Below are 23,971 nucleotides of genomic sequence, written 5' to 3' on the forward strand. Positions count from 1 at the left end.
TGACTCAGTGGTTCTTTTTGACCACAATGAGGCCTATGCTTCGGTCTTGTTTTCTCTCTATCAGTCTTATTTTTCTGACCTTTCCCGCTATTGCGGTGAGTCCTCAACGAGCCTTCCTGGAACAGTTCAACAGCTCGAGGATTACGTTCCCCTCTGAAGAGTCCCCTCTTATGACTGACAGCCCGGGGCGTTATCCCGAGCCTCTGAACTTTATCTTGGAGAGCCTTCTCAGCTGGATTCCCCGAGGCGAGGCCAGGCTGATGAGTGCCGCCTGTGCCAACGACGTGTGGGCGGATCGCCTGAAGGACAAGCGGGTACAGAGTTCGGCGCAGTTACAGGGCGCCTTGGTGCAGAAGTATTTCCAAGACTGCCGAGGTGAGATTGAGACCGGAGACAACGGATATTTCGCCAATATGAAGGGCATGATGACGATGAAGTATGCGCCTCAAGAGCATCCTTTTCTTCGCCGTGTGATTGTGAATCTTCCTGGGAACGTCAAACTCAAAGGTCTTTTGGGTTTGAAGGGGGATATGAAGCGTCGCCCTCTGGTGATTTTGCGACTGGGAATTTTTTCGAACGTTGAAGATTTTAAGCCCGAGCGAGCGTGGCTGATGATGCTCTTTGAGCAATCGCCTTTTAATGTGTTGATGCTTGAGAATATGTCGAGTGCCGATTTCATCGCCAACAACAGTCAGTTCTCATTCGGGGGGTATGATGAGGGCATCCAAAATATTTTAGTCGCGCGTCTTCTCGCGGATCCGTCAGAGCCTTTGTCGCAGTTGGTGGGAAGCGTGCATATTTTTGGGGTGAGCTTGGGGGGACAGGGCGTGCTGTTTTCGTCTCTTCTTAATAAGTACAACTCGCCAAAGCAGGGGGCCTTGATTAATAGCTTCACGGCCTTGTGTCCGGTGGTGGACTTGAAGAAAACCATGGAGAGTCTCACTCAAGGGGGCGTGAAGTCGGCTTTTGTGGATTTCTGGGGGCGTCAGCGTTTGCGCGGGTTGGATCAGAAGATTCCCAGTCTTGTTACGTATGACAGTTTTGCATTTTTGACGAAGACGATTTCTGAAATTGCTCGCACCTATCATGGGGGATTGTCGTATGTGTCGAGTGTGCATCTTCCTCCCGGCATGAGTGATGGGGCTGACTTTTGGGGGCTGAATAACTTTTGGAAGTATTATAAACAAGTGGAGCAGCCGGTTTTGATCTATGCCACTCAACAAGATCCGGCCGTTCCGTTTGAGCTGAATTCGCAACTTTTGCAGAACAAAGAAATCAAGATCGACAGCAAAAATATCCGCGTGGTGGATTTGCCTCAAGGGGTGCATTGCACGTTGCCGATTCCCTATGATTGGCACACGTTGACGACTCTATTTCAGGCCTACATTCTTTCACATTCTCCAGAGTTCAAGATGACCGAGAACTCTTTGGAGGTGGAATTGAATGATGAGGAATGGAAGGGCTTCTTTGACGCCGGTTCCAAGGTGCAATTCGAGGTGCAAGAGCCCAGTAAAAAATCAAGTTTTGTGACTGTTGAAATGCGCGTGGAAAATGCGCAGGGAAAAGAAAAGACGATGAATCTTAGTTTGCCTTTGTCGCAATTCGACTTCCGTTTTCTCAACCCCGAACTGAGCACTTCAGAGCAAGAGATGATCGTGCGCTGGCTCAACCAAAACCTCCGGGTCCGTCTCAAAACCCAAAAAGGCATCCCGACCCTCAAAGCCACTTGGCCCACCGCCCTCTAACGAAGGCGAGGGCGAAGGTACGCCGTACCTTTTTGTAGCGCGGCGCGCGAGGGGGCTAGAGCTGCTCTTTGAAGAAGGGGGAGTGTTCGGCCAGCTTTTCCATATAGCCACGAACATCTTCTTTGGCCTCGTCGGGAAGGCGGGCAAAGGGAACTACGTGTTCGGTGGGGACGTAGCGGAAGGTGAAATTAATCCGGCGAGTTTCAAAATTGCTGATTTCATTCAGAGGGAAGAGGTGTCCCTCTTTTTTGTCGACACGCTGAACGCGATGGAAAAGATGTTTTTTAAATTTGTCAGAGCCGAAGATCTGCAAGCAGCTATCATCGAGCCATTGCTGAAAAACGACGTTGGATTTTGATTCAGTGCCACGGCTAGAGACAAATTGAAAGAGGGCGCGCTCTCCAAAAGAAATAGAAGCGACGGGGCCGGGTTCGAAATCTTTGTGTTCTCCCACCCGGGCGCAATCGATGCGTTTGCCGTCTTCTTGAATTTGATTTCCATAGTAATTGATTAAACAGGTATTTAAGTGCCAACCACGGGGGATGTCCCGAGGTTCATAGGTTTCGTGAACCAAGGCTTCAATCTTCTGTACGAGATATTCCAAGATGGGAGGATAACCCTCGGCTTGAACGCAGCGATTGTAGATTCCTTTGGGAGGATGATAATAGTTCAAACACGCAAACTGCCAATTTCCCAGCCAGTAAACGGGTCGCAGTAAGGATCGTTGCTTTTGATTTTCAGGCGGTGGATTGTTTTTAGAATAGCGCATCTCCCAGATGGGATAGAGCGTGTTTAAGTACTTGAGAATTTCTTCTTTTTCACGAGCCGAGATGTAGTTGGGCTTATAGACAAGTCCCCGAGGTGAACCTGTTGGTTTTTCTGATTTCTGCGGGTTGAATTTGGGTTTAAAAGGGCCTCTGGGTTTGAACATAGGGCGAAGATTTAGCACAGCTTTGGGGCCTAGGCCAAGTCTCGCGCTTAGAGAGTGACAGAGTCCCTGCCATCCGCTACAAATGAGCCGTAGGAGGATGAAAAAATGACATCACCCGTGAAGGCGACCGTGGGTCCTCAAGAAAAACAACTTCTTTTAAATCAGATTCCTTTTCTTAAGGGTAAAAAAATCCTCATTATCGGAGACGTTGGTTTGGACGAATATGTCCTGGGGCAAGTTCGCCGTATCAGCCCCGAAGCTCCGGTGCCTGTGCTCGAAGTTGAAGAAGAAGATAAGCGTCTGGGGCTTGCTGCCAATGTGGCTCAAAACGTCGCAAGCCTGGGCGGGGAAGCCATGCTGGTTTCCGTGGTTGGTGAAGACACGGGGGCTCAACTCTTGCGCGATCTCTTTCAAAAAAGCGGAGTGAGCTGGGATTATATGATCGTGGATAAAGCTCGCCCGACCACACGCAAGACCCGTGTGATGGCCAAACATCATCATCTGGTGCGAGTGGATTACGAACTTCGTAAATATCTTTCTGCCGAGGCGGAAGCGCGTTTGATTGAAACGGTTGAAAAGAATGTCGCCAAAGCGGATTGCGTGGTGATTGAGGATTACGCCAAAGGTGTGATCTCGAAGAATGTCGTGGAAAAAGTCGCGGCTATTTGTAAGAAACACCAAAAGAAATTGATGGTGGATCCGCATCGCAACAATCCGGGTTCGTTCTATCAAGGGGTTGATCTGATTAAGCCCAACTATGACGAGGCGGTGGTTCTCACGGGAATGGATTTTGATGACCTTCGAGACAATCCCAATAAGGTGATCGAAGTGGGGCGCGCTTTGCAAAAGATCACGGGCGCGAAAGAAGTGGTGTTAACTCGTGGAAAAGACGGGATGACCATTTTTTCGGGCGATGAAATCACGGAAGTTCCAACTTACGCTCGCAAAGTCTTTGACGTCACAGGGGCTGGAGACACGGTGATTGCAGCATTGTCGTTAGGATTGGTGTCTGGCTTATCTCTTGTGAACTCGTGCATGCTTGCAAACTACGCCGCAGGTGTCGTCGTCGGCAAAGTCGGCTGCGTCCCCTGTGAAATCCCCGAACTCCAAGAATACATCCAAACCGCCCACTAAAGAGAGGGTACGCCGTACCTTTTTGAAGTGCGGCGCGTTCAAAAGTTAAAGTCGATGAATTTCAACGGACTGATTTTGCGCACGCAATTTATTGAGCTCGGTGTGCAAAACAGTCATGCGATCATAGGTTTCGATAGAAAGATTTTTCCACGCATCTTTTGGATTAGAGACAGTGTTTGGCGAGGTCACAACTTGTCCTTGCGACAAAATAAGTTCGGTGTTTTCTTGCGACCGAATGGCAATGCGTGTGTTGAGAAGACGGGTTAACTGTTTTGCGCGCACATAGGCTGCGGCAGAACGAAGGAAGTGGCGCTCAAACTTGTCGGCGATATCCTCGGCCGTTAAAACCTCGTCGCTTTCGGGGGCGACGGTGTCCTCCTCAAGATCTTCAGACTCCTCTTCCTCTGCAAGCTGTCGATACCAGTTAAGCCCCACCGCTAAAATGGCCCGCACGGATTTGAAGTGCTCTTTGTTTAAATCATGACGAGCACAAAATAGATCAAATCCTTCCACAAGCAGAGTCGAATCCAGAGGTTCATAAAAAATATTTTCATCAAAATGGGGCGCCTGGAGCGACTGACTGAGCTTTAAGATGGAATCCAACGCCAAGACATTCGAAAAAGGGCCAATAGAGTGAATATCATCGGCCGTGGTGCTGACCGAAGTAAAATCGCGATTGAAAAATGCCAATTCTCTGCGCCCCACTTTTAAGCTGATATTGTAGGGAGGGTCGAGCCTTTTGATTTCATCTGTCTCTAGCAGGGCGGCCTCAAGAGGGCTTCCGACAGTTGTCACCTGAAGATCCCAAACTTGAGTGAGCATTTCAAGTTTACGAGTGTCGCGATTTTTCTGTCCCCGGAAGTAACTATTCACGCGGTCATGCAAGGAGGTGGCTTTTCCAACGTAAAGGACCTCACCCCAGCGGCTGATCATGCGATAGACGCCAGGCTTTTTGGGAAGGCTCAAGCGTTTTTCTTTGGGAAGTGGATATTCGTATTTAGTTCGAGCTATTTTGGGAGTTTCACTCATCCAGTCTTGAAGCTGTGCAAAGTTTAGAATGCCTTTTTCTTCAAGAGCCGAGGTGAGTCCCTGCCAGATGATTTGCGTCGCTTGGACGTGGTTGCTGGCACGCTTAAGTTCTCCGGAAGGACATCCGAAGTATCCCGCCAAACCCTTGATCCCACGCGTGGGGAGATTGGGGAAAAGTCTTTTGGCAATTTCGTGGGTACACAGAATGGAAAAGGGCATCTCTTGCTGAAGTTTTTGATAGGCATCCAAAAGAAAGGGTTTTTCAAATTGCGCAAAATGGATTACCGCGAGGGGACTGGCGCCAAGCTGGACATTTATAAACGTCTGAAGGGAAGCGAAGGCTTCTTCCAGAGGGCGAGCCGTGTCCATGTCTTTTTCGTAAATGCCAGTAATGAATTGAATACGACGAGGGACGGGCTGTTCAGGCGGCTGTTGAATCAAATAACTTTCAACGGCTTCGGCTTGAAGGGAGCTCCAAGCAATCTCTAGAATATGGGCTGAATCTGGTTTTGCTCCGGTCGTCTGTAGGTCAAGAAAAAGCACGGGCTGTCTTTTAAGGCTCATGGCAAGACTCCCAGAATGTTTTAACGTCATGGAGAATTTGACGAGACACTAATTCTTGAGGGGACTTTTCAAACCAACCTTCAGGCATTGTCTCTGCGTAGCTATTTTGCAGGAACCGCGAGTCCAACATCACAATCACTCCGCGATCTGATTCCGAGCGAATGACTCGACCGGCGGACTGAATAGCTTTGGCCATGGCGGGATAGACATAGGCATAGTTAAAGGCGTTGTCTTTGCCATAGCGGGTTTCATAATAGGTACGAATCTGTTCCCGTTCAAAATCAAAGTTCGGAAGCGCGGGCCCAACGACAAAGGCACCAATCAGCATATCCCCCGGGAAATCTACACCTTCCGAAAAAACGCCCCCTTGCACGCCTAATAAAAGAGTCGCCTTCTGCCCAGACTTAAGCTCTTCAAGATAGTCTTGAATTTGCTTTTGTTTCATCTCGCGCTCTTGAACCAGAATCTGAAAATCGGGAAGTTGCAGTTTATCTTGAGTCATGCGCAGGAACTCAAAGCTTGGAAAAAGAGCGATATAGTTGCCAGGTTTAAGTTGTGTGATGCGCGAGATCGTCTCGGCAATTTTTCCCGCGTTCAGATTGCGATCGGAAAATTTTGTCGAGATCTGAGGGATGATCAGCAACTTGCGGTTTTCTTTTGCAAAGGGAGATGAAAACTCCACCTGTTTGGTGGTGTCCTCGGGGAATCCCAAAAGCTCCTGGTAATAGCTAAAGGGTTTTAACGTTGCGGAAAAAGCAACGACGTTTTTAAACGCCTTATAGGCAATCTTTAAATGTTCCGAGGCATCACAGCAGGTGATCTTCAGCATCTCGGTAGAGTTATTGCGTTGGTAAGTTTGAAAAAATTCTTCACCACTTAAACTTAAAGAGTTCACGAAGTCGGACCATAGATTCATCATACGCAGAATGGGATCTTGGGGAAGCACTTCCGAACCCGAATCCAGATACTGCATCGTCATGTCGCGGATTTCTTTTTCCAAATCCAAAAACGGATCAAGATCAATGTCGATTTTTTTGGAAAAACCATCTTTGCCATAGGACTGAATCAGGCGGCGAGCTTGATTGGTCAGAGCTTGCGAACGAATAGAAAATGAAGGAGACAGCTTGGCAAAGTCTCGTTCCAACATCGCCAACTGTTGGGTCGAGATGCTGGGTGAAAAATAGTCTTGGGCCCGGGACGGGAGGTTGTGAGCTTCGTCGATAACAAGATTGGCTTTCTCATTCTCTTCAAGCAAAGGCTCCGAAAGACGTCCTAAGAGACCCCGCGGCGCAAAGACATAGTTGTAGTCCCCGATAACAACATCGGCGCGTTCGATGGCTTCGATGGAAAGTTCGAAAGGGCAAACCTGAAACTCTTCCCCCATGGATTTAAGTTTTTCACTGCTCAGGCTGCGTAGCTTTCCCAGTTTATTGACAAGATCATGCTCGGCAATTTTTTTGTAGTAGTCTTTGGCGTATTCGCAGTAGTGAGGATTGCAGAGCGGCTCGGCCTTTAAGCACATCTTGCTTTTTGCTGTGATTGTCAAAGAGCGAACCTTGCAACCTTGATCTTGAATTCGCTCGACGGCCTCTTCGGCCACCTGATGTTGTGAGTTTTTCGGTGTCACATAGATCACCTTTTGTCCTCGCGCCAAGGCCTCTTTCAAGGCGGGGTAGAGGATGCCGGCCGTTTTCCCTAGACCCGTCGGCGCTTGGACCAAAAGAGGATTCCTTAACTCAAAATGTTCCGTGATGGTGGCGACGAGCTCGCGCTGTCCGGGGCGAGGGGCGGCGAAGGGGAAGGTCATTTCCGAAGCCATCTTCTGGCGTTTTTTAAAAAGTTTTTCTTTGATTTTGGTTTCGGCCACCAACTCGGTCAGACGTGTTTTGAGCCACTCTTCATAGCCCTCAACATCTAAAAAGATTTCTAAATCACGGGATCTGAAGTTTCGTGCCGAAACCAGGTGCAGATTGAGCTTAGGCACTTCGCCCGTTTCTTTGAAGTGCATATAACCATAGGTGCGAAGTTGCCACACGTAAGGGTGATTGGGATCTGTTTCCAATTTGTAGTGCAGCTCTTCCATGTCAAAGGCGGATTTAATTTCTTCGATCTGCGCAGGAGCCTCGACCACCCCATCGGCGCGTCCTGAAACAATAAACTCATAGGGGTCGCTGGTAAAAGAAAGCGTCATACGCTTTTCGGGAGTGTAGCCCGAGATTTCGCGACCGCGACGTCGCTGCACCATTTGGTGAATTTCCTGCCCACTGGTCGGCGTGGCTCCATAGCCCGAGTGTGTCTCAATGCTCCCGGCAAGGGGGCTTGGAATGGCAAACTGAGTGACGTTCAGGTGAATCTTTCTCATCGCCGGAACAAGTATTTAAAGGTGTTAACCATAACCAGTGAGATCACGACAAAACTGAGGCCTGCTAAAAGTGCCGTCTTGATGCTGAAAAGATCAGTCAGCTTTCCGATTCCCAGATGCATGGCGATCAACATGATAGAGTCGGTGGCCATCATATAGGACACGGCCGAATCCAAATCCTCGGGGAACTCTGTCGAGACCCACGAGATCGTCAAGGGGTAAAAGGGAGCGATCGTGAATCCCGTCACCGTCAGGAACAGAGGATGAATAAACAGACCGGCCAAGATAAAAAGCCCCGTCGCAATGAGCGATAAGGTGAGATGGAATTGCGGCGAGCGTTTGAAATGAACCAAGGTGAATAAAAGGCGTCCCGCCATCATGCATACGAAAAAGTAAGAAACATAAAGACTGGAGGCCTCCATGTTGTAGTTCCAGGTCCGCTGCATATAAAGAGCTAAGCGAGAAGAAATCATGATCTCGGCCGCCACAGCTAAACTGAGCATGATGGCAAGAAAGAGCTGAGGCTGGAAGTTTTTTTGTTTATTGGCTTTGTGAGCCTCTGCCGAAAAAGCGGCTTTGGTGTGAAGAGATTTGTGACTTGGATGGAAGGTGTAGGCCAGCAGTCCCAAGGGCGCAAGGGAGGCCGTCGCAAAAGTCCAACGCCAGTTCCCGGAAAGATATTCGACAGACGCGGCCAGAAGAGGGGCTAAAAGACTGGCCAGTCCATACATCGTGTGCAGTCCTGAAAGCATTTGTTGTTTGCGGTGAGGACTGGAGCCCATAGGCACAAGAATATTGGGAACTAAACCGATCACGCCGAGGCTCAGTCCAAAAAGAAAACTGCATACTAAGAAAACCGGAAAGATCGTGGCGGAGGCAAGGCCCCATAAAGACAGAGTGAGGGCAATGGCGCCCCCTTGTAAAACTGAGAGTCTATCATATCGGCGCAGGAGATAACGGCATCCATAGCTGGCAAAAAAGCCTGAGATGTTGCTGAGGGCAAACATCAATGACCCCATAGAATCACTGACGGCAAATTGTTTCATAATTTCAGGGAAGAGAGGCCCGCGGATGTTATCCGTTAAACCAAAAACAAACAAACTTGCGTAGGAAAGGAAGATAAAGGGCCAAATCATGCCGCCACTATAGAGATCCCGAAGGCAGATGACAAGAGCGCCTTATGTAGAATTTTCTTACGAGCCATGGCAGTCATGGAGTTCCGGCCCGTTCTAGAGGCAATCCACTGAAATTCCTAGGAAATCAGGGGGCCTTATGCTACAAACTCGGGCTCACATAATCCTTTAACCAAAGGGACTGTTTAAGGTCCCAGCTGTAATAAGCATGGCTGTAATAAGCCCAAGGAGCCCGAAGATGGAATTAAACAATGGCAGCGCCGAAAGCGCTTCGTCTGCACCTCTGAATTATTCTGACGACAACGTCGTAAAACCTCTCGAAAACAAACCCGTCAATTTTTATTCTCTGACACTAGAAGATTTGAAGGCCTACCTAAAAGGAAAAGGTAAAGAGCAATTTCGCGCTCAGCAGATTTTTAAATGGGTTTATGAACAACGAGTCACAGATCCAGAGCAAATGACGAACTTGTCGAAAGAGTTCCGCGCTAGCTTGCCCGAAATTCTTTCTTTTGAACTTCCTCGTGTGATCACCCATTTAAAATCCGTGGATGGAACGCAGAAGATGCTTTTTGATATGGGTCAGGGACAAAGCGTGGAAGCGGTTTTGATTCCCTCTGAGGGGCGTCTGACTTTGTGTATTTCATCCGAAGTGGGTTGTAACATTGCCTGTAAGTTTTGTTTCACAGGAAAACAAAAATTAAAGCGCCGTTTGCGCACGGAAGAAATCGTCGGTCAGTTCATGCAAATTCATGATCGTTTGGGCGAAGATCAGCGTATTACGAATATCGTTTTCATGGGCATGGGTGAGCCTCTGGATAATCCCGAAGCGGTCTTTAAGACGATTGAGGTCGTGCATTCTCCGTGGGGTATTAATCTGTCCCGCAAAAAAATCACGGTGTCCACTTCTGGTATCGTTCCTGAGATGTGGAGAGTTTCTGCCGCCAAAGTTCGTTTGGCCGTGAGCCTCAATGGACCGAATGATGAAATTCGTACGCAAGTCATGCCCATCAATAAACGTTGGAATACGACGGAACTTTTGAATGCTTGTAAAGAGCATTATCGTATCACGAAGGATAAGATTACTTTTGAGTACGTCTTGCTGAAAGGGATCACGGATCAAATTGAACATGCTCGCCAGTTGGTGAAGCTTGTGAAAGATGTGCCTTGTAAAATCAATATCATTCCTTTCAATGAACATCCGGGCTCTGGGTACGAGCGTCCTTCCGACCAAACCATCGAAGCCTTCCATGCAGAGTTGATGCGCCTGGGAGCTCATGTTCTTTTGCGACGTTCAATGGGGCGTGATATTTTCGCGGCTTGTGGACAGTTGACCAGTCAGGTGCCTAATAAGCCTGAATCCATGGATATTTCGAATTCAAAACTAGCGGGTCTTCCCAAATATAAACGTGAGATGTTGCAAGACTCTCAGCATCAGGAGCAATAGATTATGTCAGAAATTCTCGTTGTCGGCAGCTTAGCATACGACTCTATTTCAACCCCATCTGGAAAAGTGGATCGGGCATTGGGTGGCTCAGCTAACTATTTTTCGCTTGCGGCGTCTTTGTTTTCAAAAGTTCGTGTGGTGGGCGTGGTCGGTGAAGACTACGATCAGAACGATTACGAGTTACTTCATTCTCGTGGTGTTGATTTGAGTGGTCTTTCTAAGGTTCCTGGGAAGACTTTCCATTGGGAAGGCTCCTACGAAGGGGATTTGAACGAAGCCAAAACTTTGAAGACGGAATTGAACGTTTTTGAACATTTTAATCCACAGTTGCCAGAGCACTTCAAAGATTCTTCTTTTGTTTTTTTAGCCAACATTGCGCCTGAGTTGCAGTTGCAGGTTCTTGAACAGGTCAAATCACCTAAGTTCGTGGGCATGGATACGATGAACTTCTGGATCTCGATCAAAAAAGAAAAGTTGATCGACGTTCTTAAGAAGGTGGATTTGGTTTTGATTAACGAAGGGGAAGCAAAGATGCTTACGGGCGCAGCGAATGCGATTTCAGCGGCACCTCTGATCACGGCGATGGGTCCTCAAGCAGTGGTTATTAAGCGCGGTGAGTACGGTTTTGCGATGTACTCTAAGACGGAAGGTTACTTCATCTTGCCGGCAATGCCGATTCCGACAGTCGTCGATCCGACGGGCGCCGGTGATACTTTTGCTGGCGGGTTCTTTGGCTATCTAGCGGCTCAGAAAACAGTCCCCACCATTGCGCACCTAAAACAGGCTTGTATCATGGGCTCCATGATGGCCAGCCACACCATTCAAGACTTCTCTGTTCGCGCTCTTTCAAAAGTGACTTTGGGAGATCTTGAAAAGCGTCTTGCAGAATACAAAAAAGTTATCACAATTTAGTATCTCAAATAGTTCCTTCGCGGTTTCTCATTTTGAAGCCGCGAAGGAAAATTTCATTTTAGTTTTTGTCTCAGTCTGAAATTTTCACTCCAAATAATAATTCACACCATGATTCTCGTCATCATCCCACCCGGCTGGGCTGCCTTAACCTTACGTTATTAAAAAATTGAGGTAGAGATGAAGCTCATTACAAAAATCATAGGTATTGTCGCATTGGCAGCAACGTTGGCATCGATCACTGCAACACAGATCGCGTGGAAGGAAATTGAAGAACAAGGAAAGGAAGATTTAGTTCAAAAAAGTCAGGCCATTTTAGATCAACTGGAAGGAACTCGCGACTATGTCGCTTCTCAAGGGGGACTTGACGAGTACATACGCTCGATCGTGACGAAGTATCCTGAGGGTGATCTTCCTAAAGAAGTTAAATTGAACGTGCTAAAAAGAGTTCCGATTTTTGCGTCTATCAAAGTAGGGCATGATCAGGCTCAGCGCAGTGGTTATGAATTTCGAGTGTTTTCTCCTGAACCACGTCGCAAAGAAAATCAAGCGACCACTGGTGAGATGGAGATCTATGCGCGCTTTGATAAGAACCCAGATCTCAAAGAGATCGTTGTCGATAGCGATCAATCTGTCGCCGTTTATCGCCCCGTTCGCCTTTCTGAACAGCAGGGTTGTTTGTTATGTCATGGCCATCCTGATCAGAGTCCTTTTGGAAATGGCAAAGATGTTCTCGGTTATAAGATGGAAAATTGGGCAGATGGCAAATTGCATGGTATTTTCGGTATCACCTCAAGTATGGAAAAAACCCATGCCGCCAGTAAAGCCTCTGTGGCGAATATCATTATGTTTGCCCTGGGAGGACTCGCTGTCAGTGTCTTTCTTGCCTGGCTGATTCTAAAGAAGCCTTTGACGCAACTTCGATCGGCGGTGGAGTCTATTAAAAACTCCAGTGCTCATCTCACTTCGACCAGCCATGAAATTTCCAGCTCGTCACAAAATTTGAGTTCGGCCACCACTCAAGCGGCCGCGGCCTTGGAAGAAACTTCCGCTTCGTTGGAAGAGTTGACCAGCATGGTTAAACTCAATACTGAGAACGCAGGGAGTGCCAAAGAGATCTCAATTATTGCGATCGAGGCGGCTAAAAAAGGAGAGAATCAAATTAATACTTTGATCACCTCAATGAAAGAGGTGGCGGCGTCTGCGAAGAAGGTGGAAGAGATCACCACGGTGATAGACGATATTGCTTTTCAAACCAATCTTTTGGCCCTGAATGCCTCGGTCGAAGCGGCTCGGGCGGGAGAGCAAGGGAAGGGGTTTGCCGTGGTGGCCGAAGCGGTCCGCGGTTTGGCGCAGAAGTCGGCAGTGTCGGCAAAAGAAATTTCGGAACTGATCGCAACAAGTGCCACGCAGATTAGTCAAAGCTATGACTATGCTTTAAAGAGTGGTGAGACCCTTCACTTGATCGTAAGTGAAGCGGAAAAAGTTTCGGTTTTGAACAACGAAATTGCCACAGCCAGTGTGGAGCAATCCGAGGGAATCCAGCAGATCACGCGCGCTCTTCATGAGTTAGACAAAGTAACTCAAAATAATGCGGCGTCTTCAGAAGAAACTGCGGCGGCCTCCGTTGAACTGTCTGGACAGTCCTCGAATCTCGATCAACTTGTTGATGATGTGGGGATTGTTTTAAATGGAGCCCAAAAGGCGGCGTAGCTTTCCCGACAAGAAGGGCATGGGCCCTTCTTGTCTTAAAATGAGATTTCCCCGACCTTGATCCTGATATTGATGGGGCTTTGTTTTATCTTTAAAGGGGGCGAGTAAAAATTCCGATATTTCCCTATAGATATGAGCAAAAAGAAAAAGAAATCTTCAGCCGCTGACAATCTTATTGAGTCCCTGATGGATGATCTCAAGGATATTCAGGCCGAATCTTCTTATCACAAAGAAGAGGCGGGGGATGATTTTTCTGGTATGCCAACCTACGATGATCAATCCCATCGTGTTGAGAAAACCAATATCAACAATATGTGGGAAAAACTGGAAAACGGTATCGAGAAAGATCTGGTTTCTTCAGAATTTACCGGGGGCGTGGAAGCTTCGGACGGGGACTCTGAAAATATGGAACCTGCCGTTTTTGAGATGCCAGAGGGGTTGGGCGATTTGCCTCCTTCTGAACGCTTCATGACGGGACCTTCTGCGGATGAAGATCGTTATGAGGGACCTTCTTCTGATGGTGGGTATCAATCTCCTGATGATCTGTTTGCTCCTCCCGTGCCTCAAGGATCTTATGAAGGTTCTTCAGAGGATGAATCGACTCGCCCTGTAATGGGTGGAGGCGGTTTTGGCGGTGGTGGAGAAGACAAAACTGTTTCGATTCAACAAGATCTCAATGCCACTTCTTCCGTCGTAGCCGGGACTGATGCTGACAAGACGGTGGCGGTGGATGGTTTTGCCAATGCTCGGTTGGGAGCTCGTAAGGCCCCGGATGTTGATGTTAAAGTTAGTATTGGCAACTTCCGTGGTAACCGTGGCGGTTCAGCGAATGTGATGACTTCGGTGGACGCAAGTTTAGCGCAGGCAGAAAATCTGAAGTTGGCTCAGCAGCGCATTTTAGAACTTGAAAAAGAAGTTGAAGGCTTGCGTGCCGAGAACGAAGAACTGGCTTCGGCCGGCGAAATCATTCGCTCTCGAACGGATGACCTCACGGTGCGTATCACCGAGTTGGAAAAAGAAAAGACCGAGATTCAAGAGTCCGCGCACAGTGAACTTTTGATTCTGAAGGGCAATCTGCAATACAAAGAAAACGAAGTGGCCAAGGCTCGCATCAAGGTGGAGGAGCTGGAAACTCGACTAAAATCGGACTTCAAAAAGATCCGTGTGCGCGAAAGAGAGCTAGAGAATCGTCTAGAGCTCTTGCGTGCGGAAAAATCCGCCCTCGTTCGGTCCAAAGATGAGTATATTTTAGAACAGAAAAGAAAGATTGATCAGCTATCTCAGGAACTCGATAATTACCGTAAGAAGTGTCTTGAGCTTAACAAGACTATCGAGGCGAATCAGGATCAGGTTAAACGCACCGAGCGTGCTTTGCGCTTGGCTTTAACTAATCTAGAGGCTAAAGAGGAGAACCTCGTTCCGTTGAAGAAAGCTGAGTAGTTATGGAATCCGCTTCCCCTGTTGAGAGCACCGAAAACGCTGTATCAGCGAAGCCCGCTCCCATCAAAAAAATCAAAGTCATCGTCAGCGATCTTCATTTGGGGAAGGGTCGTCTTTTGGAAAAAGGCGGGATCAACTCCCTGGAAGAGTTCTACTATGGGGAAAAGTTGGTGGAGTTCATCCATTACTATTCCACGGGAATCTATCGCGATTACGATGTGGAACTCATTATCAATGGCGACTTTCTAAATTTTCTTCAGTGCGACTACAAAGGCCACTTTCTTTCGGTGATCACCGAGTCGGTGACGCTCGAGATTTTAAAAGAAATTGTCAAAGGTCATGCGAATGTCTTTCAGGCAATGGCCGAGTTTGCAGCAAAGTCTGGAAACACCATCACCTACGTGGTGGGGAATCATGATCAGGGTATGTTATGGCCTGCGTGTCGGGCTTATTTGAACCAAGTCATTGGCACCCCGATTCGCTTTAAAAACATCGTTTATTTTTTTGATGGTGTACATATCGAGCATGGGCATATGCACGAGGCTGCCAATCGTATGGACCCTAAGAAGTTCTTTCTAAAAAAAGACCTGGTCGAGCCCATCTTGAATCTTCCTTTTGGCTCGCACTTTTTTTTAGAAGTCGTTCTGAAGATCAAACAGCATTACCCCCATGTGGATAAGATTCGTCCGTTCGGGAAAATGGTGCGCTGGTCTATCGTGAATGAAACGAAGATCATGATGCAGGCCTTTTTCATGGCCTTGGGGTATTTTATCAAAAGTGCTTTTGTGAAGGATCCCCGTCGCCATTGGCCGATTCGTCGAATTGTTCAGGTCATCGCTGAGAGTGCAATTTTCCCGGATTTGAGTGAATCAGCGCGTAAAATTTTAAACGACGAGCGTGTCCATACGGTTATTTTTGGACACACGCATGTCTATCAGTATCGGCAGTGGTCCGAGGACAAAGAATATTTTAATACGGGAACATGGACTGAGATCACTTCTTTGGATATTGTATCTTTGGGAAAGATCACGAAGTTGACGTACGTATTAATTGAATACCCTGAAGATGGAGGACGCCCCCGGGGACGTCTGAAAGAGTGGAAGGGTTATCACCGAATCGAGGAAGACGTCGCGATCTCCTAATACTCTATTTAGGATGAGGACGTATGTTAGAAATCTCTCAAGCCGCTCACAAGTTAGACCCTTCGATTTTGCAGAAGTGCCAGGAATCGCTGAAACTTTTTTTACAAAGAAAAGACATTGGTTTTCCGCAGTTGGTTGAGCGTATTCCTCTTTGGCAGCAATCGCATAAATTGGGACAAGAGTTTAATCAACGCTTCACGCGTTTGGTTGTGGTGGGACTCGGAGGTAGTTCCCTCGGCACGCGCGTAATTGGTGAAGTGTTTCGCGCCAAGAATCTATTTTTCGTGGATAATGTGGATGCCCTTGAGTTTGAGACCTTGATTGAAGAGCTGGGTGATTTACGTGAAGTGGGTTGGGTCTTTATCTCTAAAAGCGGAACCACCATTGAGTCTCTCTGTGCGCTCGAGTTTTTAGATCAGATTTATAAAGAAGAAAAGCTGACATTGGCGGCACAAAGTTTGGTGATTTCAGAACCTAAAGACAACACTTTGACCGGTTGGGCGAAGAAGAATTCTATTCCCACCTGCGAAATTCCTTTTGATGTTGGGGGGCGTTTTTCTGTCCTTTCTCCGGTGGGAATGGTTCCTGCGGCGTTTTTGGGATTGGACCTTGAAAAGATCCGTGTTGGAGCCATGCGGGCTTTGGCCGACACTTCGTTGGTGGCCCAAGCCATGGCTCAGACGGCGCAAAGTTTTGAGAGAGAGGAGTGGATCACTCTTCTTTGGTTCTACAATTCTCGTTTAAAAAATTTCGGTGGCTGGTTTCAGCAGCTTTGGGCGGAATCTTTGGCGAAAGCCAAGGGACGCACCGGCGGCCCAGCACCACGAGCGAGCACGCCCATGTGGGCGGTCGGCGCTTCAGATCAGCATTCTATTTTGCAACAGGTGATGGAGGGAGCCCATGACAAGTTTGTGATGTTCCTTCGCGTGGAAGAATCAGAGGCGGGTTCTCAGCGATTGCACAAGACTCAGTTTAAAGAAACTCTGGATCTTGAGGGGCGCACGATGGGCGAATTGTTGCGCGCGGAAGCGTTAGCGACCCAAGAGGCGTTGACGGCAAACGGTGTTTCTACCATGACGTTTAAGACGAAGGTCCTAGATGAAGAAACTTTGGGATACCTCTTTATGTTCTGGCAGTTGGTAGTTGCGGGGCTGGGTGAGTACATGCAAATTGATGCTTTTGATCAGCCTGGCGTCGAGCTAGGCAAGAGACTAGCGAAAGAGAAATTGAAGAAAGCATGATTGTCATTCTACGGAGAGGAGTTTTATACTTTTCTCTATGGTTCATAGCGATGACAACTCCAATGACAACTTAGAAAAAACCAGTATTGTCGCCAGCGACACTTTTAAAGGCCGCCTGAAGGAGGCCGATGAGGTGCCTCCGGCGATTGTGGTCTTGATTGGCCCTCCAGGTTATGTGGGGAAGCAATACCCAATTACGGCCAGTGATATTGTGATCGGCCGTTCGGTCGAGAGTCAGGTTTACATTGATGATAAGAGTTTAAGTCGTTCTCATGCCAAGTTTGCGGTGAACGCCAGCGAAGTGTCCGTGATTGACTTGGGTTCCACCAATAAGACCATCGTGAATGGGCAAGTCATTCCTCCTTTGGCATCTTGTTTATTGAAAAATAACGATCAGATTAAAACCGGCAACGTCATCTTTAAGTTCCTTGAAAAGGGAAGCATTGAGGCGATGACAAACGCGGCGATGTATGAACGTGCGCAAAAGGATGCTTTGACCGGAGCTCACTCCAAAGGGGCTTTGCTTGAAAAAGGCCCGGAAGCGATGAAACGCGCGGAAGTGTTGAGTGAACCATTGAGTTTGGTGACCTTTGATATCGATCATTTTAAGAAGATCAACGATAACTACGGGCATCCCGGTGGTGACTATGTTTTGAAGGAGCTTTGTCGCATCGTGATCACAAAATTGATTCGTTCCAATGACTTCTTTGCCCGCTATGGTGGGGAAGAATTTGTTTTGCTTCTTTCGGGATCTCCTTCCAAAACGGCCGGCGAGGTGGGTGAACGTATTCGTCAAACCATCGAAGGCCATGAGTTTGTGTGGGAAGGTAAGAAAATCCCGGTGACCATTTCTGTGGGAGTCGCCACGAAGCTTGCGACGGAAACAGAGTGGACGCAAATCTACGATCGCGCCGATAAGGCCCTTTATCAATCCAAACAAGGTGGCCGCAACCGCATCACCATTGCTCAGTAGTCTCTTTTGACTCGGAATTCCGTGGGAGGGCTATCTAGCACTCCCCGCAAATGGCATTCTCGAAGCGACTCTATATATAGAGCCTTCGGTCCTTTCCATAAGAATTGCTAATACGTGTCATAACAAAATGCGTAATTCATAAATTATTTCATATATTTAGGGTCACTTTGACTCCTGTCATTTCGGCATCATCGTTGCACTAGTGAAAGAGTGTAGGCACTGCGGGTTTGGGGGCGAATTTACCGAGGGCTGAGGGGGGGCGAAATGGCCTTTCTGGGAAAAAAATTCAGAACGTTAACCGAATTTAGACAGAAACGAGTCATAGTATGGAGAGAGATCTAAATGTAACGGATCTTGAACTGGTAGAAAAAGTGAAGTCTGGCGACAGACGCTCTTTTTCCGAACTCGTGAAACGACATCAAAGAAGTGTGCTGCGGTTGAGTTTGAGGTTTGTAAAGGATATGGACACGGCGGAGGATGTAACGCAAGAAGCGTTCATCAAAGCTTACGAGAAGCTGAGCTCCTTTGAGGGGCGCGCCTCTTTCAAGAGCTGGTTGTTCCAGATTGCCGTCAATACGGCTCGGAATAAAATCCGCGAGTGGAAAAGAGACACTGTAGATATCGACGATGTTCAGTTGGCGGTGGATGCTGAAGCTGAAACAACCCTGGTCCATACTGCGGTGGCGGATATCCTGCACAAGGAAGTGGATAAATTACCTCTAAAACAAAAAACGGCGTTGGTTCTTCGTGTTTATGAAGACCTTAGTTTCAATGAGATCGCTGATATCATGGAGTGTCCTTACGACACCGCGAAGGCAAACTACCGCCACGCGCTCATGAAACTTCGTCAAACTTTTGAGCAACAATCTGAGCTCAAAAATTGGACTGAGGAAATTGGTGGTTTCTTTATGGAAGTTAACCAAAGATTTGCGGAAGCAGAGGGATAATCAATGGATCGCAAAGACCCAATGGATCGCATGGACAAAGTACGTAAGGGCCTGAAGGCTGCCGACGATCTGGAACTGCCGATGAATGATGATTTTTTTGATCGTCTTCATGATAAGATCATGGCTGAAGTCGATAAGACGGAAATCGCTCCGCCCCCGATGTTGGTGACGCCAAGAAATCTTCTTCGTGCTCACTGGAGAGGATGGCTTTATCCGGCAGGCGGTGTAACATCTCTTTTTGTCCTGGCATTTCTATTGATGCCTCAGGTGTCAAAAGTAAACCAGTCGATGCAGCGAGTAGGGCTTTTTAGTGATGGCCACGAGCGTATTGTTGCTGAAGCTTTATTGTCCCCAGAGGATTTGTCCCAGACTTTAATCAGCACGCAGAGCGAATCTGACTTTTTTATGGACGTAGCTCGCGAATCATTCGAAAATTTATCTGTATCTAAATTCAATAAAATCATGGGTGAAAGCGCTCGCTAGTCACCCATCATCGGGTGATAAAAGTGCGCTGGATAGTTATTTTCATTTTTACTGGGGTCTTGTGTGGACCCATCAACCCTGCGGTTCACGCGGCGGAAAAACGCAATCAATTGGAAGAGCTTCTTATTTGGAAAATGAGTGATGAATTGAAACTCAATCCGATAGAAGAGAAAAAGTTTACCGAGATCGTTAAAGGTTTGAATACAAAAAAGACTGAGCTGAATCAAAGTCTGCAATCTTCCGTCGAGAAGATGAGCAAGTCCTCGTCAGCAAAACTCAAGGAAGAAGAGCTGAACCGTTATCGCATAATTTTGCAGAACTACAGTCGTATGGCGGAAGAGGAGTTCGATCGTTTGAAGCCTCTTCTGGGGGCTGAGAGAATGGCTCAGTATTTGGTGATTAAACAAGATCTCACCAATCGAATTAAAACAATGTTGGCAAATCCAGAGGCCAACGGTAAGGGAAGCAAGCCACTTCCCCAGCCCAAGTTAATCGAAGAAAAATAATTTTAGCGAGTTTTGGAAAGGCCGGTGCGGACGATGGAAAGATCGGCCGACTTTTTCGCTAAGTCCAAAACTTGATCTTTATAAAGCGATGCCAGCTTATCCGGACTCAGACGTAAAGCCTCACGGCAAGTGCGCCCGGTACGAAAAGCGAGATCCGCAGGGGTCAATGTCGTGCGGGTTTCAACTTCTCTTGTTTTCACATTCCACAAAACGGCTCTCATCAGAAAATAAGCTTCGAGATCACCCTTGGCGACCTCAGTTTGGCAAAGCATCCCGTAGCCAGCTCGATAGGCCGCGAAGTTTTCATCCCCCATGGGGTGAATCACAAAAAGATATTGGGCGCCCTGCTTTTCCGCTTGAGATAAGAAGTATTGTTCCAAACCTTGGTATCTATTTCCTAAATAGAGATCTTTGAGGGCTCGCGCCTCATTTTTTCCTTGTTGAACAAGAGCGGGATCCACTTCAAGAGCAAAGGCTCTCTTGTTCATTCCTTTAAAGGAGCTGAGCAGCTCCGTTGTGATCGTGTTGTTGATAGACCACGTGGTCACGTCCGCGGCGTGCTCTTTTGTGGTTGTCGCTTTAGGAGTCAGATATTTTATCGAAAGAGTGTCGTCAAAAACGGAAACAACCCCGATATCGTCGACGGAATCCAATTTATGAGTCTTATCTGATGTTGTGGTACAGCTAACTAGAAATACAGCGAAAAACAGAAAGAAGATTTGCTTCAACATGATGATCCTCCGGGACATCTAAGAAGATACGCAGTTTGCCTGCGGAAGTCTACAGGACCGGTCTCCAGGTCGCGATGAGGTCCTTCAAACTTTGAGCGGGATCTTTGGCGCCCTCCAGGGATTTGCATTTCTCAATGAAACGCGAATAGTCCCGCCCCATAAGCTCATAGAGCTTTTCAAAGTCTCCCAGATCTTGCATATAGGTCTTGTAGACAAGCAGGCGAGCATTGTTGAGTTTCAACTCGGGAAATTTATCAAAGGCCTTCGTCTTTAGTTGTGGCTGCAGGTTTTTGATGAAATGTTCCTGGATCTGTCGAATGCGTTCCGTGCGTTTTTCCTCAGAGCGCGCCGTTGCCGGGAGCTCATTGTACCATTTTTCCAGATTGTTTAATTCGGTAGAGATAAATAAAGAGAAAAGTTTATGGTCCTCGTTCTCTTGCTGGATGTGTTTTAACGTGGGTGAGTCAGGACCTTCTTTTTTCAAGTAGAACTGCTCAGCCCCTTTGTTTCCCAGAAAGGTGGCGAGGCGCTCATTGAAGTCAGCAGCTTGTTTGATATACAAGGTGGCGTGAACGGTTTCGTGAATGATCGTATTGACCAGATCATAGTCGTCATAGCGAAGCATAGAGCTGAGGACCGGATCATTAAACCAGCCCAGGGTGCTATAGGCTGAGACGCCACGGAGGTAAGTGTCGAGATCTTCCTTTTGGAGTTCTTTTTCTTCTTCCAAGGCGTCGGTTTCATTGAAATACCCTTTGTAAGGCATTTTCCCCATGAAAGGATAAGACCATTGATAGTGTTTCAGTTCCCAGCGAGGGGCTGCGCTGATCACGTAGGTGACGTAAGGACGTCCCAACTCGACATAGGAAGTGTAGTTTTTTGTGACTTTAAGATGCAGATTTTTTTCCGCGAACTCACGAGCTTCTTGGGACAGACGAAGTTTATTTTTTTTGCTTTCATCTAACTGAGGATCTTGCAGAGCCGTTTCAACGGGGACGCGGCTGTGCAGCAGTTTCATCTGCCCCACGCCCGATTTCATCAGGTAACCCATTTGACAGCCACTTAGCAGGAGCAGTGACGAAAGAATCCAGAAGAACTTTATCAAAGAACCCAAGTGATTCCCGCGCGGACGGCCGTGTCGTCAGTTTGCAGGCCGCCTCCAATAGGGGTTTTCCAAACATCGTATGAAAGTTTCACACCAAAAGTTTCCGTGAGTTGAATCTTGAGACCCGCTCCATAGCTGGGCACGGTGGCTTTTTCAGGCTCAATGGTGAAGGTGTCTTGGCCCTGGATTTTGACCTCTTGGTACCGGCTGATCTGAGCTCCGCCGCCTTTGATATAAGGTTGGAAAAGAGCTTTCTTGTCGGCAAAAACTAAAATCAAGTCAGCACCCATGATCTGTGATTTTTGAGTCGTGGTTCGTTGCGCGTCTGAGGCGCTGGCTTTCTCTTCTCGCAAACCGCGGGCGTCGGTGTAACTCAGTTCCAGAGCCAAACGCTCTAAGAAGTACAAAGACAGTGATCCCGTGATCGACTCAGAGTCAAAAGAGTTGTTCTCGTCAAATGTGGTGGTTTTTCTTCCGTAGGAGAGTCCCAGTTCGGTGTAAAGAGCATGAGCTGGGACCGTGGTGGACACTAAAACGGACAAAATAATAAACGCGAGAATTTTCTTCATGTTCCCATTCTAGCAAGGCTCAGTGGCAAGGGACATGGATTCTGGCATTCTCTAGACTAAAGCAGTTAGACCTATCTCCAGATGCCTTCGATCGCGGGGGAGGTGGCATCCAGTCGTCCCAGACTGCCAAGGTTGAACTCGACTTCGATCGTCTTGAGGATGCTTGCGTGAGTCAATGTTTGGCGGTTGCTGGCACCTGGTTTTACCGAATCTCCGAGGAGGACGGTGTAGATGTGGTTGTTATTGCGGGCGCGGGATTCATCAAAGGTAATGACCACAAGCAAGTCTTTCATGAACGTAGGATCTTGAAGTTTGTCTGCGAGGACTTTTTCTAACCAAGCCGAAGCGAAGCGGCTTCCGGTATCGTGTCCATCGTTATCAAGATCCGGGGACAGAAGAGAGAAATTAGGAAGGGTGCCGGCGGCAGCATCTTGGGCAAAAGCTTTGAGGTCTTGAATGTTCGCACAGCGATTTGGGTCTGAGGAGATATTATCGAAGCTGATGAAGGGATTGTGTTTGCGCACATAGCGTCCCTTGGTGGCGCCGGTAAAGCAGTTCCCCGGATAATTTTCCATGTAGCCTTTCCAAGAAAGACCTCTTTTTTCCAAAAGATCGATCAAGTTTTGCTGACGAAGATTAACAGGGTCGTCGTTTTTGACTTGAAAGGAATCCCCCCCAATCATGGCCAGGTAATTTCCTTGAGAGGGGTGAGTCAGGCCATTCATCTTTTCAAGGAGCGCTCCTTGAGAGGCCGCCTTCTTGAGGAAGGGTTGTTTCAGGGCCTCGTCGTAATCGGTATTTTCCAGAACAATAATTAAGACTTTCTTAAAGCGCTGTCCCGTTGATGAGTCTGCGGCGTGAGCGAGGTTGCCAAGAAGGAACGCACATAAAAAGAACAGTTTAAACATAGAGGCTCCTTAGCCTAGTTGCGATTGACTAAAACCGGTGGATTGTAGTTCACCGTGAATGAAAATTTAATATGAATGAATCCGTCGTCTTGAACCATTTCCTGAGGAGGATTGGGGAAGACGCGCGCATCTTTAAAAGCATTAATGGCTGCGGCATCAAAAGACTTAATGCCGGATTCTTTCATTACCAGTGCTGAGCGCAGAAAGCCGTTTTTATCCAAAAGGAACTCGACATGCGTTACCCAGTTGCGGTTTCCGACGGAGGTCAGCGTGTTGTGATCAAAATTATTGATGGCTTGTTGCACGCGGGTTTCCCAGCGGAAGCGAATCAGCTCTTCCATGCGTGCATAAAATGTGTAGAACAGATAACGATCCGTATTCAGCGCCGTGAAGGATCCCACTTTGACGTCACGAGGCATGGATTCGCCAATCGTCGACATGCCGTCATTGAAACGATTCATCTCTTGCAGCTCTTTGGAAATATCCACCGTGTGATAGCCGTCTTTGTCCTGGTCTTCCCCTCGGGAGGTAGTGGTTTTTTCAGAGGGGGCGTTCTTTTTGTTTTGTGCCGTCCTTTGATTGCTGCGGTTTTCCGTCATGCCGGATTGAGCCGCTTGAGTTTCTTCACGCACGCGTTGTTTTTGTTCAGAAAGAAAGCGCGCCAAATTTTCATCGTCTGGAGCTTTGAGCTTTTCCGGAGCCAGCGTTTGGCGCACAACTTGTTTTTTCTCTGTTTTAGGAGTGAGAGCTTCCAGGATTTGCCCCTCGGGAAAAAGCGCCACTTCGATCGTTTCTGGAGGAGTCACGGCAATGCGTGGAGCAAGCCAAAGCACAGCCCCAATAAGGAGAATGTGGAAAAAAGAGCTAAAAAGGACCGCGCGAATCACTGGCATTGTCTCATTCTAAGACGAAACTAGACCTAAGGGCAAGACGGCTAAAGTTGAAACGTTTTTTACCGATAA

The 23,971-nt window shown here is 47.6% G+C and carries 21 protein-coding genes; 12 read left to right on the plus strand and 9 right to left on the minus strand.

The genetic code is table 11. The features are described 5' to 3' along the window. The first annotated feature begins 170 nt into the window (after positions 1-170). Positions 171-1,745 carry a hypothetical protein gene (locus ACM64D_RS10340; protein ID WP_415063136.1) on the plus strand — a complete coding sequence of 525 codons (1,575 nt, stop codon included), beginning with the start codon at positions 171-173 and terminating at the stop codon, positions 1,743-1,745. A gap of 55 nt (positions 1,746-1,800) precedes the next feature. On the opposite strand, the gene ACM64D_RS10345 is transcribed toward ACM64D_RS10340, so the two are convergent. Then, positions 1,801-2,676 (minus strand): alpha-ketoglutarate-dependent dioxygenase AlkB, encoded by an 876-nt coding sequence (locus ACM64D_RS10345; RefSeq protein ID WP_415063137.1) that lies wholly within the window; start codon positions 2,674-2,676, stop codon positions 1,801-1,803. Between the two features lie 105 nt (positions 2,677-2,781). On the opposite strand from ACM64D_RS10345, the gene rfaE1 reads away from it, so the two are divergent. Beyond that, on the plus strand, positions 2,782-3,810 hold the full coding sequence (gene rfaE1, locus ACM64D_RS10350) for a D-glycero-beta-D-manno-heptose-7-phosphate kinase (RefSeq protein WP_415063138.1): 1,029 nt from the start codon (positions 2,782-2,784) through the stop codon (positions 3,808-3,810). A gap of 45 nt (positions 3,811-3,855) precedes the next feature. On the opposite strand, the gene ACM64D_RS10355 is transcribed toward rfaE1, so the two are convergent. From ACM64D_RS10355 to ACM64D_RS10365, 3 genes are read right to left on the minus strand one after another with little or no spacing between them, the layout of a single operon-like run. Beyond that, complete coding sequence (locus ACM64D_RS10355; protein ID WP_415063139.1) at positions 3,856-5,403, minus strand: exonuclease domain-containing protein; 1,548 nt, start codon at positions 5,401-5,403, stop codon at positions 3,856-3,858. Next, complete coding sequence (locus tag ACM64D_RS10360; protein ID WP_415063140.1) at positions 5,393-7,765, minus strand: helicase C-terminal domain-containing protein; 2,373 nt, start codon at positions 7,763-7,765, stop codon at positions 5,393-5,395. The genes ACM64D_RS10355 and ACM64D_RS10360 overlap by 11 nt, the downstream gene beginning before the upstream one ends. Continuing rightward, the gene (locus ACM64D_RS10365; RefSeq protein ID WP_415063141.1) at positions 7,762-8,901 is read right to left on the minus strand and encodes an MFS transporter; all 1,140 of its coding nucleotides are present in this window, start codon (positions 8,899-8,901) and stop codon (positions 7,762-7,764) included. The genes ACM64D_RS10360 and ACM64D_RS10365 overlap by 4 nt, the downstream gene beginning before the upstream one ends. Positions 8,902-9,136: 235 nt before the next feature. On the opposite strand from ACM64D_RS10365, the gene rlmN reads away from it, so the two are divergent. The 10 genes from rlmN (at position 9,137) to ACM64D_RS10415 (ending at position 19,696) form a co-directional block, all read left to right on the plus strand. Next, positions 9,137-10,342, plus strand: coding sequence for a 23S rRNA (adenine(2503)-C(2))-methyltransferase RlmN (rlmN, locus tag ACM64D_RS10370; RefSeq protein WP_415063142.1), 1,206 nt, complete (start codon positions 9,137-9,139; stop codon positions 10,340-10,342). Between the two features lie 3 nt (positions 10,343-10,345). Next, positions 10,346-11,254 (plus strand): PfkB family carbohydrate kinase, encoded by a 909-nt coding sequence (locus ACM64D_RS10375; protein WP_415063143.1) that lies wholly within the window; start codon positions 10,346-10,348, stop codon positions 11,252-11,254. 177 nt (positions 11,255-11,431) lie between these two features. Beyond that, entirely contained in the window at positions 11,432-12,964 is a 1,533-nt protein-coding gene (locus ACM64D_RS10380; RefSeq protein ID WP_415063144.1) for a methyl-accepting chemotaxis protein, read from the plus strand. A gap of 132 nt (positions 12,965-13,096) precedes the next feature. Beyond that, positions 13,097-14,404 (plus strand): hypothetical protein, encoded by a 1,308-nt coding sequence (locus tag ACM64D_RS10385; protein ID WP_415063145.1) that lies wholly within the window; start codon positions 13,097-13,099, stop codon positions 14,402-14,404. A 2-nt stretch (positions 14,405-14,406) separates the two neighbouring features. Beyond that, entirely contained in the window at positions 14,407-15,546 is a 1,140-nt protein-coding gene (locus tag ACM64D_RS10390) for a hypothetical protein (protein WP_415063146.1), read from the plus strand. 23 nt (positions 15,547-15,569) lie between these two features. Beyond that, positions 15,570-16,787 carry a glucose-6-phosphate isomerase gene (locus ACM64D_RS10395; protein WP_415063147.1) on the plus strand — a complete coding sequence of 406 codons (1,218 nt, stop codon included), beginning with the start codon at positions 15,570-15,572 and terminating at the stop codon, positions 16,785-16,787. Positions 16,788-16,824: 37 nt separating this feature from the next. After that, entirely contained in the window at positions 16,825-17,760 is a 936-nt protein-coding gene (locus ACM64D_RS10400) for a diguanylate cyclase (protein ID WP_415063148.1), read from the plus strand. 326 nt (positions 17,761-18,086) lie between these two features. Then, a complete protein-coding gene (locus tag ACM64D_RS10405; RefSeq protein ID WP_415063149.1) occupies positions 18,087-18,707 on the plus strand; it encodes an RNA polymerase sigma factor in 621 nt (206 codons plus the stop codon). Between the two features lie 3 nt (positions 18,708-18,710). Beyond that, positions 18,711-19,190: a hypothetical protein gene (locus ACM64D_RS10410; RefSeq protein WP_415063150.1), complete on the plus strand. Its 480-nt coding sequence runs from the start codon at positions 18,711-18,713 to the stop codon at positions 19,188-19,190. Positions 19,191-19,213: 23 nt separating this feature from the next. Beyond that, complete coding sequence (locus tag ACM64D_RS10415) at positions 19,214-19,696, plus strand: hypothetical protein (RefSeq protein WP_415063151.1); 483 nt, start codon at positions 19,214-19,216, stop codon at positions 19,694-19,696. Positions 19,697-19,698: 2 nt separating this feature from the next. On the opposite strand, the gene ACM64D_RS10420 is transcribed toward ACM64D_RS10415, so the two are convergent. The 5 genes from ACM64D_RS10420 to ACM64D_RS10440 all read right to left on the minus strand — a co-directional run bounded on the left by ACM64D_RS10420 (position 19,699) and on the right by ACM64D_RS10440 (position 23,902). Beyond that, positions 19,699-20,427, minus strand: a complete 729-nt coding sequence (locus ACM64D_RS10420) for a hypothetical protein (protein WP_415063152.1) — start codon at positions 20,425-20,427, stop codon at positions 19,699-19,701. A 49-nt stretch (positions 20,428-20,476) separates the two neighbouring features. Then, positions 20,477-21,478 carry an aminopeptidase gene (locus ACM64D_RS10425; protein WP_415063153.1) on the minus strand — a complete coding sequence of 334 codons (1,002 nt, stop codon included), beginning with the start codon at positions 21,476-21,478 and terminating at the stop codon, positions 20,477-20,479. Between the two features lie 50 nt (positions 21,479-21,528). Then, positions 21,529-22,101 carry an outer membrane beta-barrel protein gene (locus ACM64D_RS10430; protein WP_415063154.1) on the minus strand — a complete coding sequence of 191 codons (573 nt, stop codon included), beginning with the start codon at positions 22,099-22,101 and terminating at the stop codon, positions 21,529-21,531. Positions 22,102-22,172: 71 nt separating this feature from the next. After that, positions 22,173-23,009: an alkaline phosphatase family protein gene (locus tag ACM64D_RS10435; protein ID WP_415063155.1), complete on the minus strand. Its 837-nt coding sequence runs from the start codon at positions 23,007-23,009 to the stop codon at positions 22,173-22,175. Positions 23,010-23,023: 14 nt separating this feature from the next. Beyond that, complete coding sequence (locus tag ACM64D_RS10440; RefSeq protein WP_415063156.1) at positions 23,024-23,902, minus strand: energy transducer TonB family protein; 879 nt, start codon at positions 23,900-23,902, stop codon at positions 23,024-23,026. Positions 23,903-23,971: the final 69 nt, after the last annotated feature.

Source organism: Bdellovibrio sp. (genome assembly GCF_047637665.1).
In the GTDB taxonomy this organism is placed as follows: Bacteria; Bdellovibrionota; Bdellovibrionia; order Bdellovibrionales; family Bdellovibrionaceae; genus Bdellovibrio.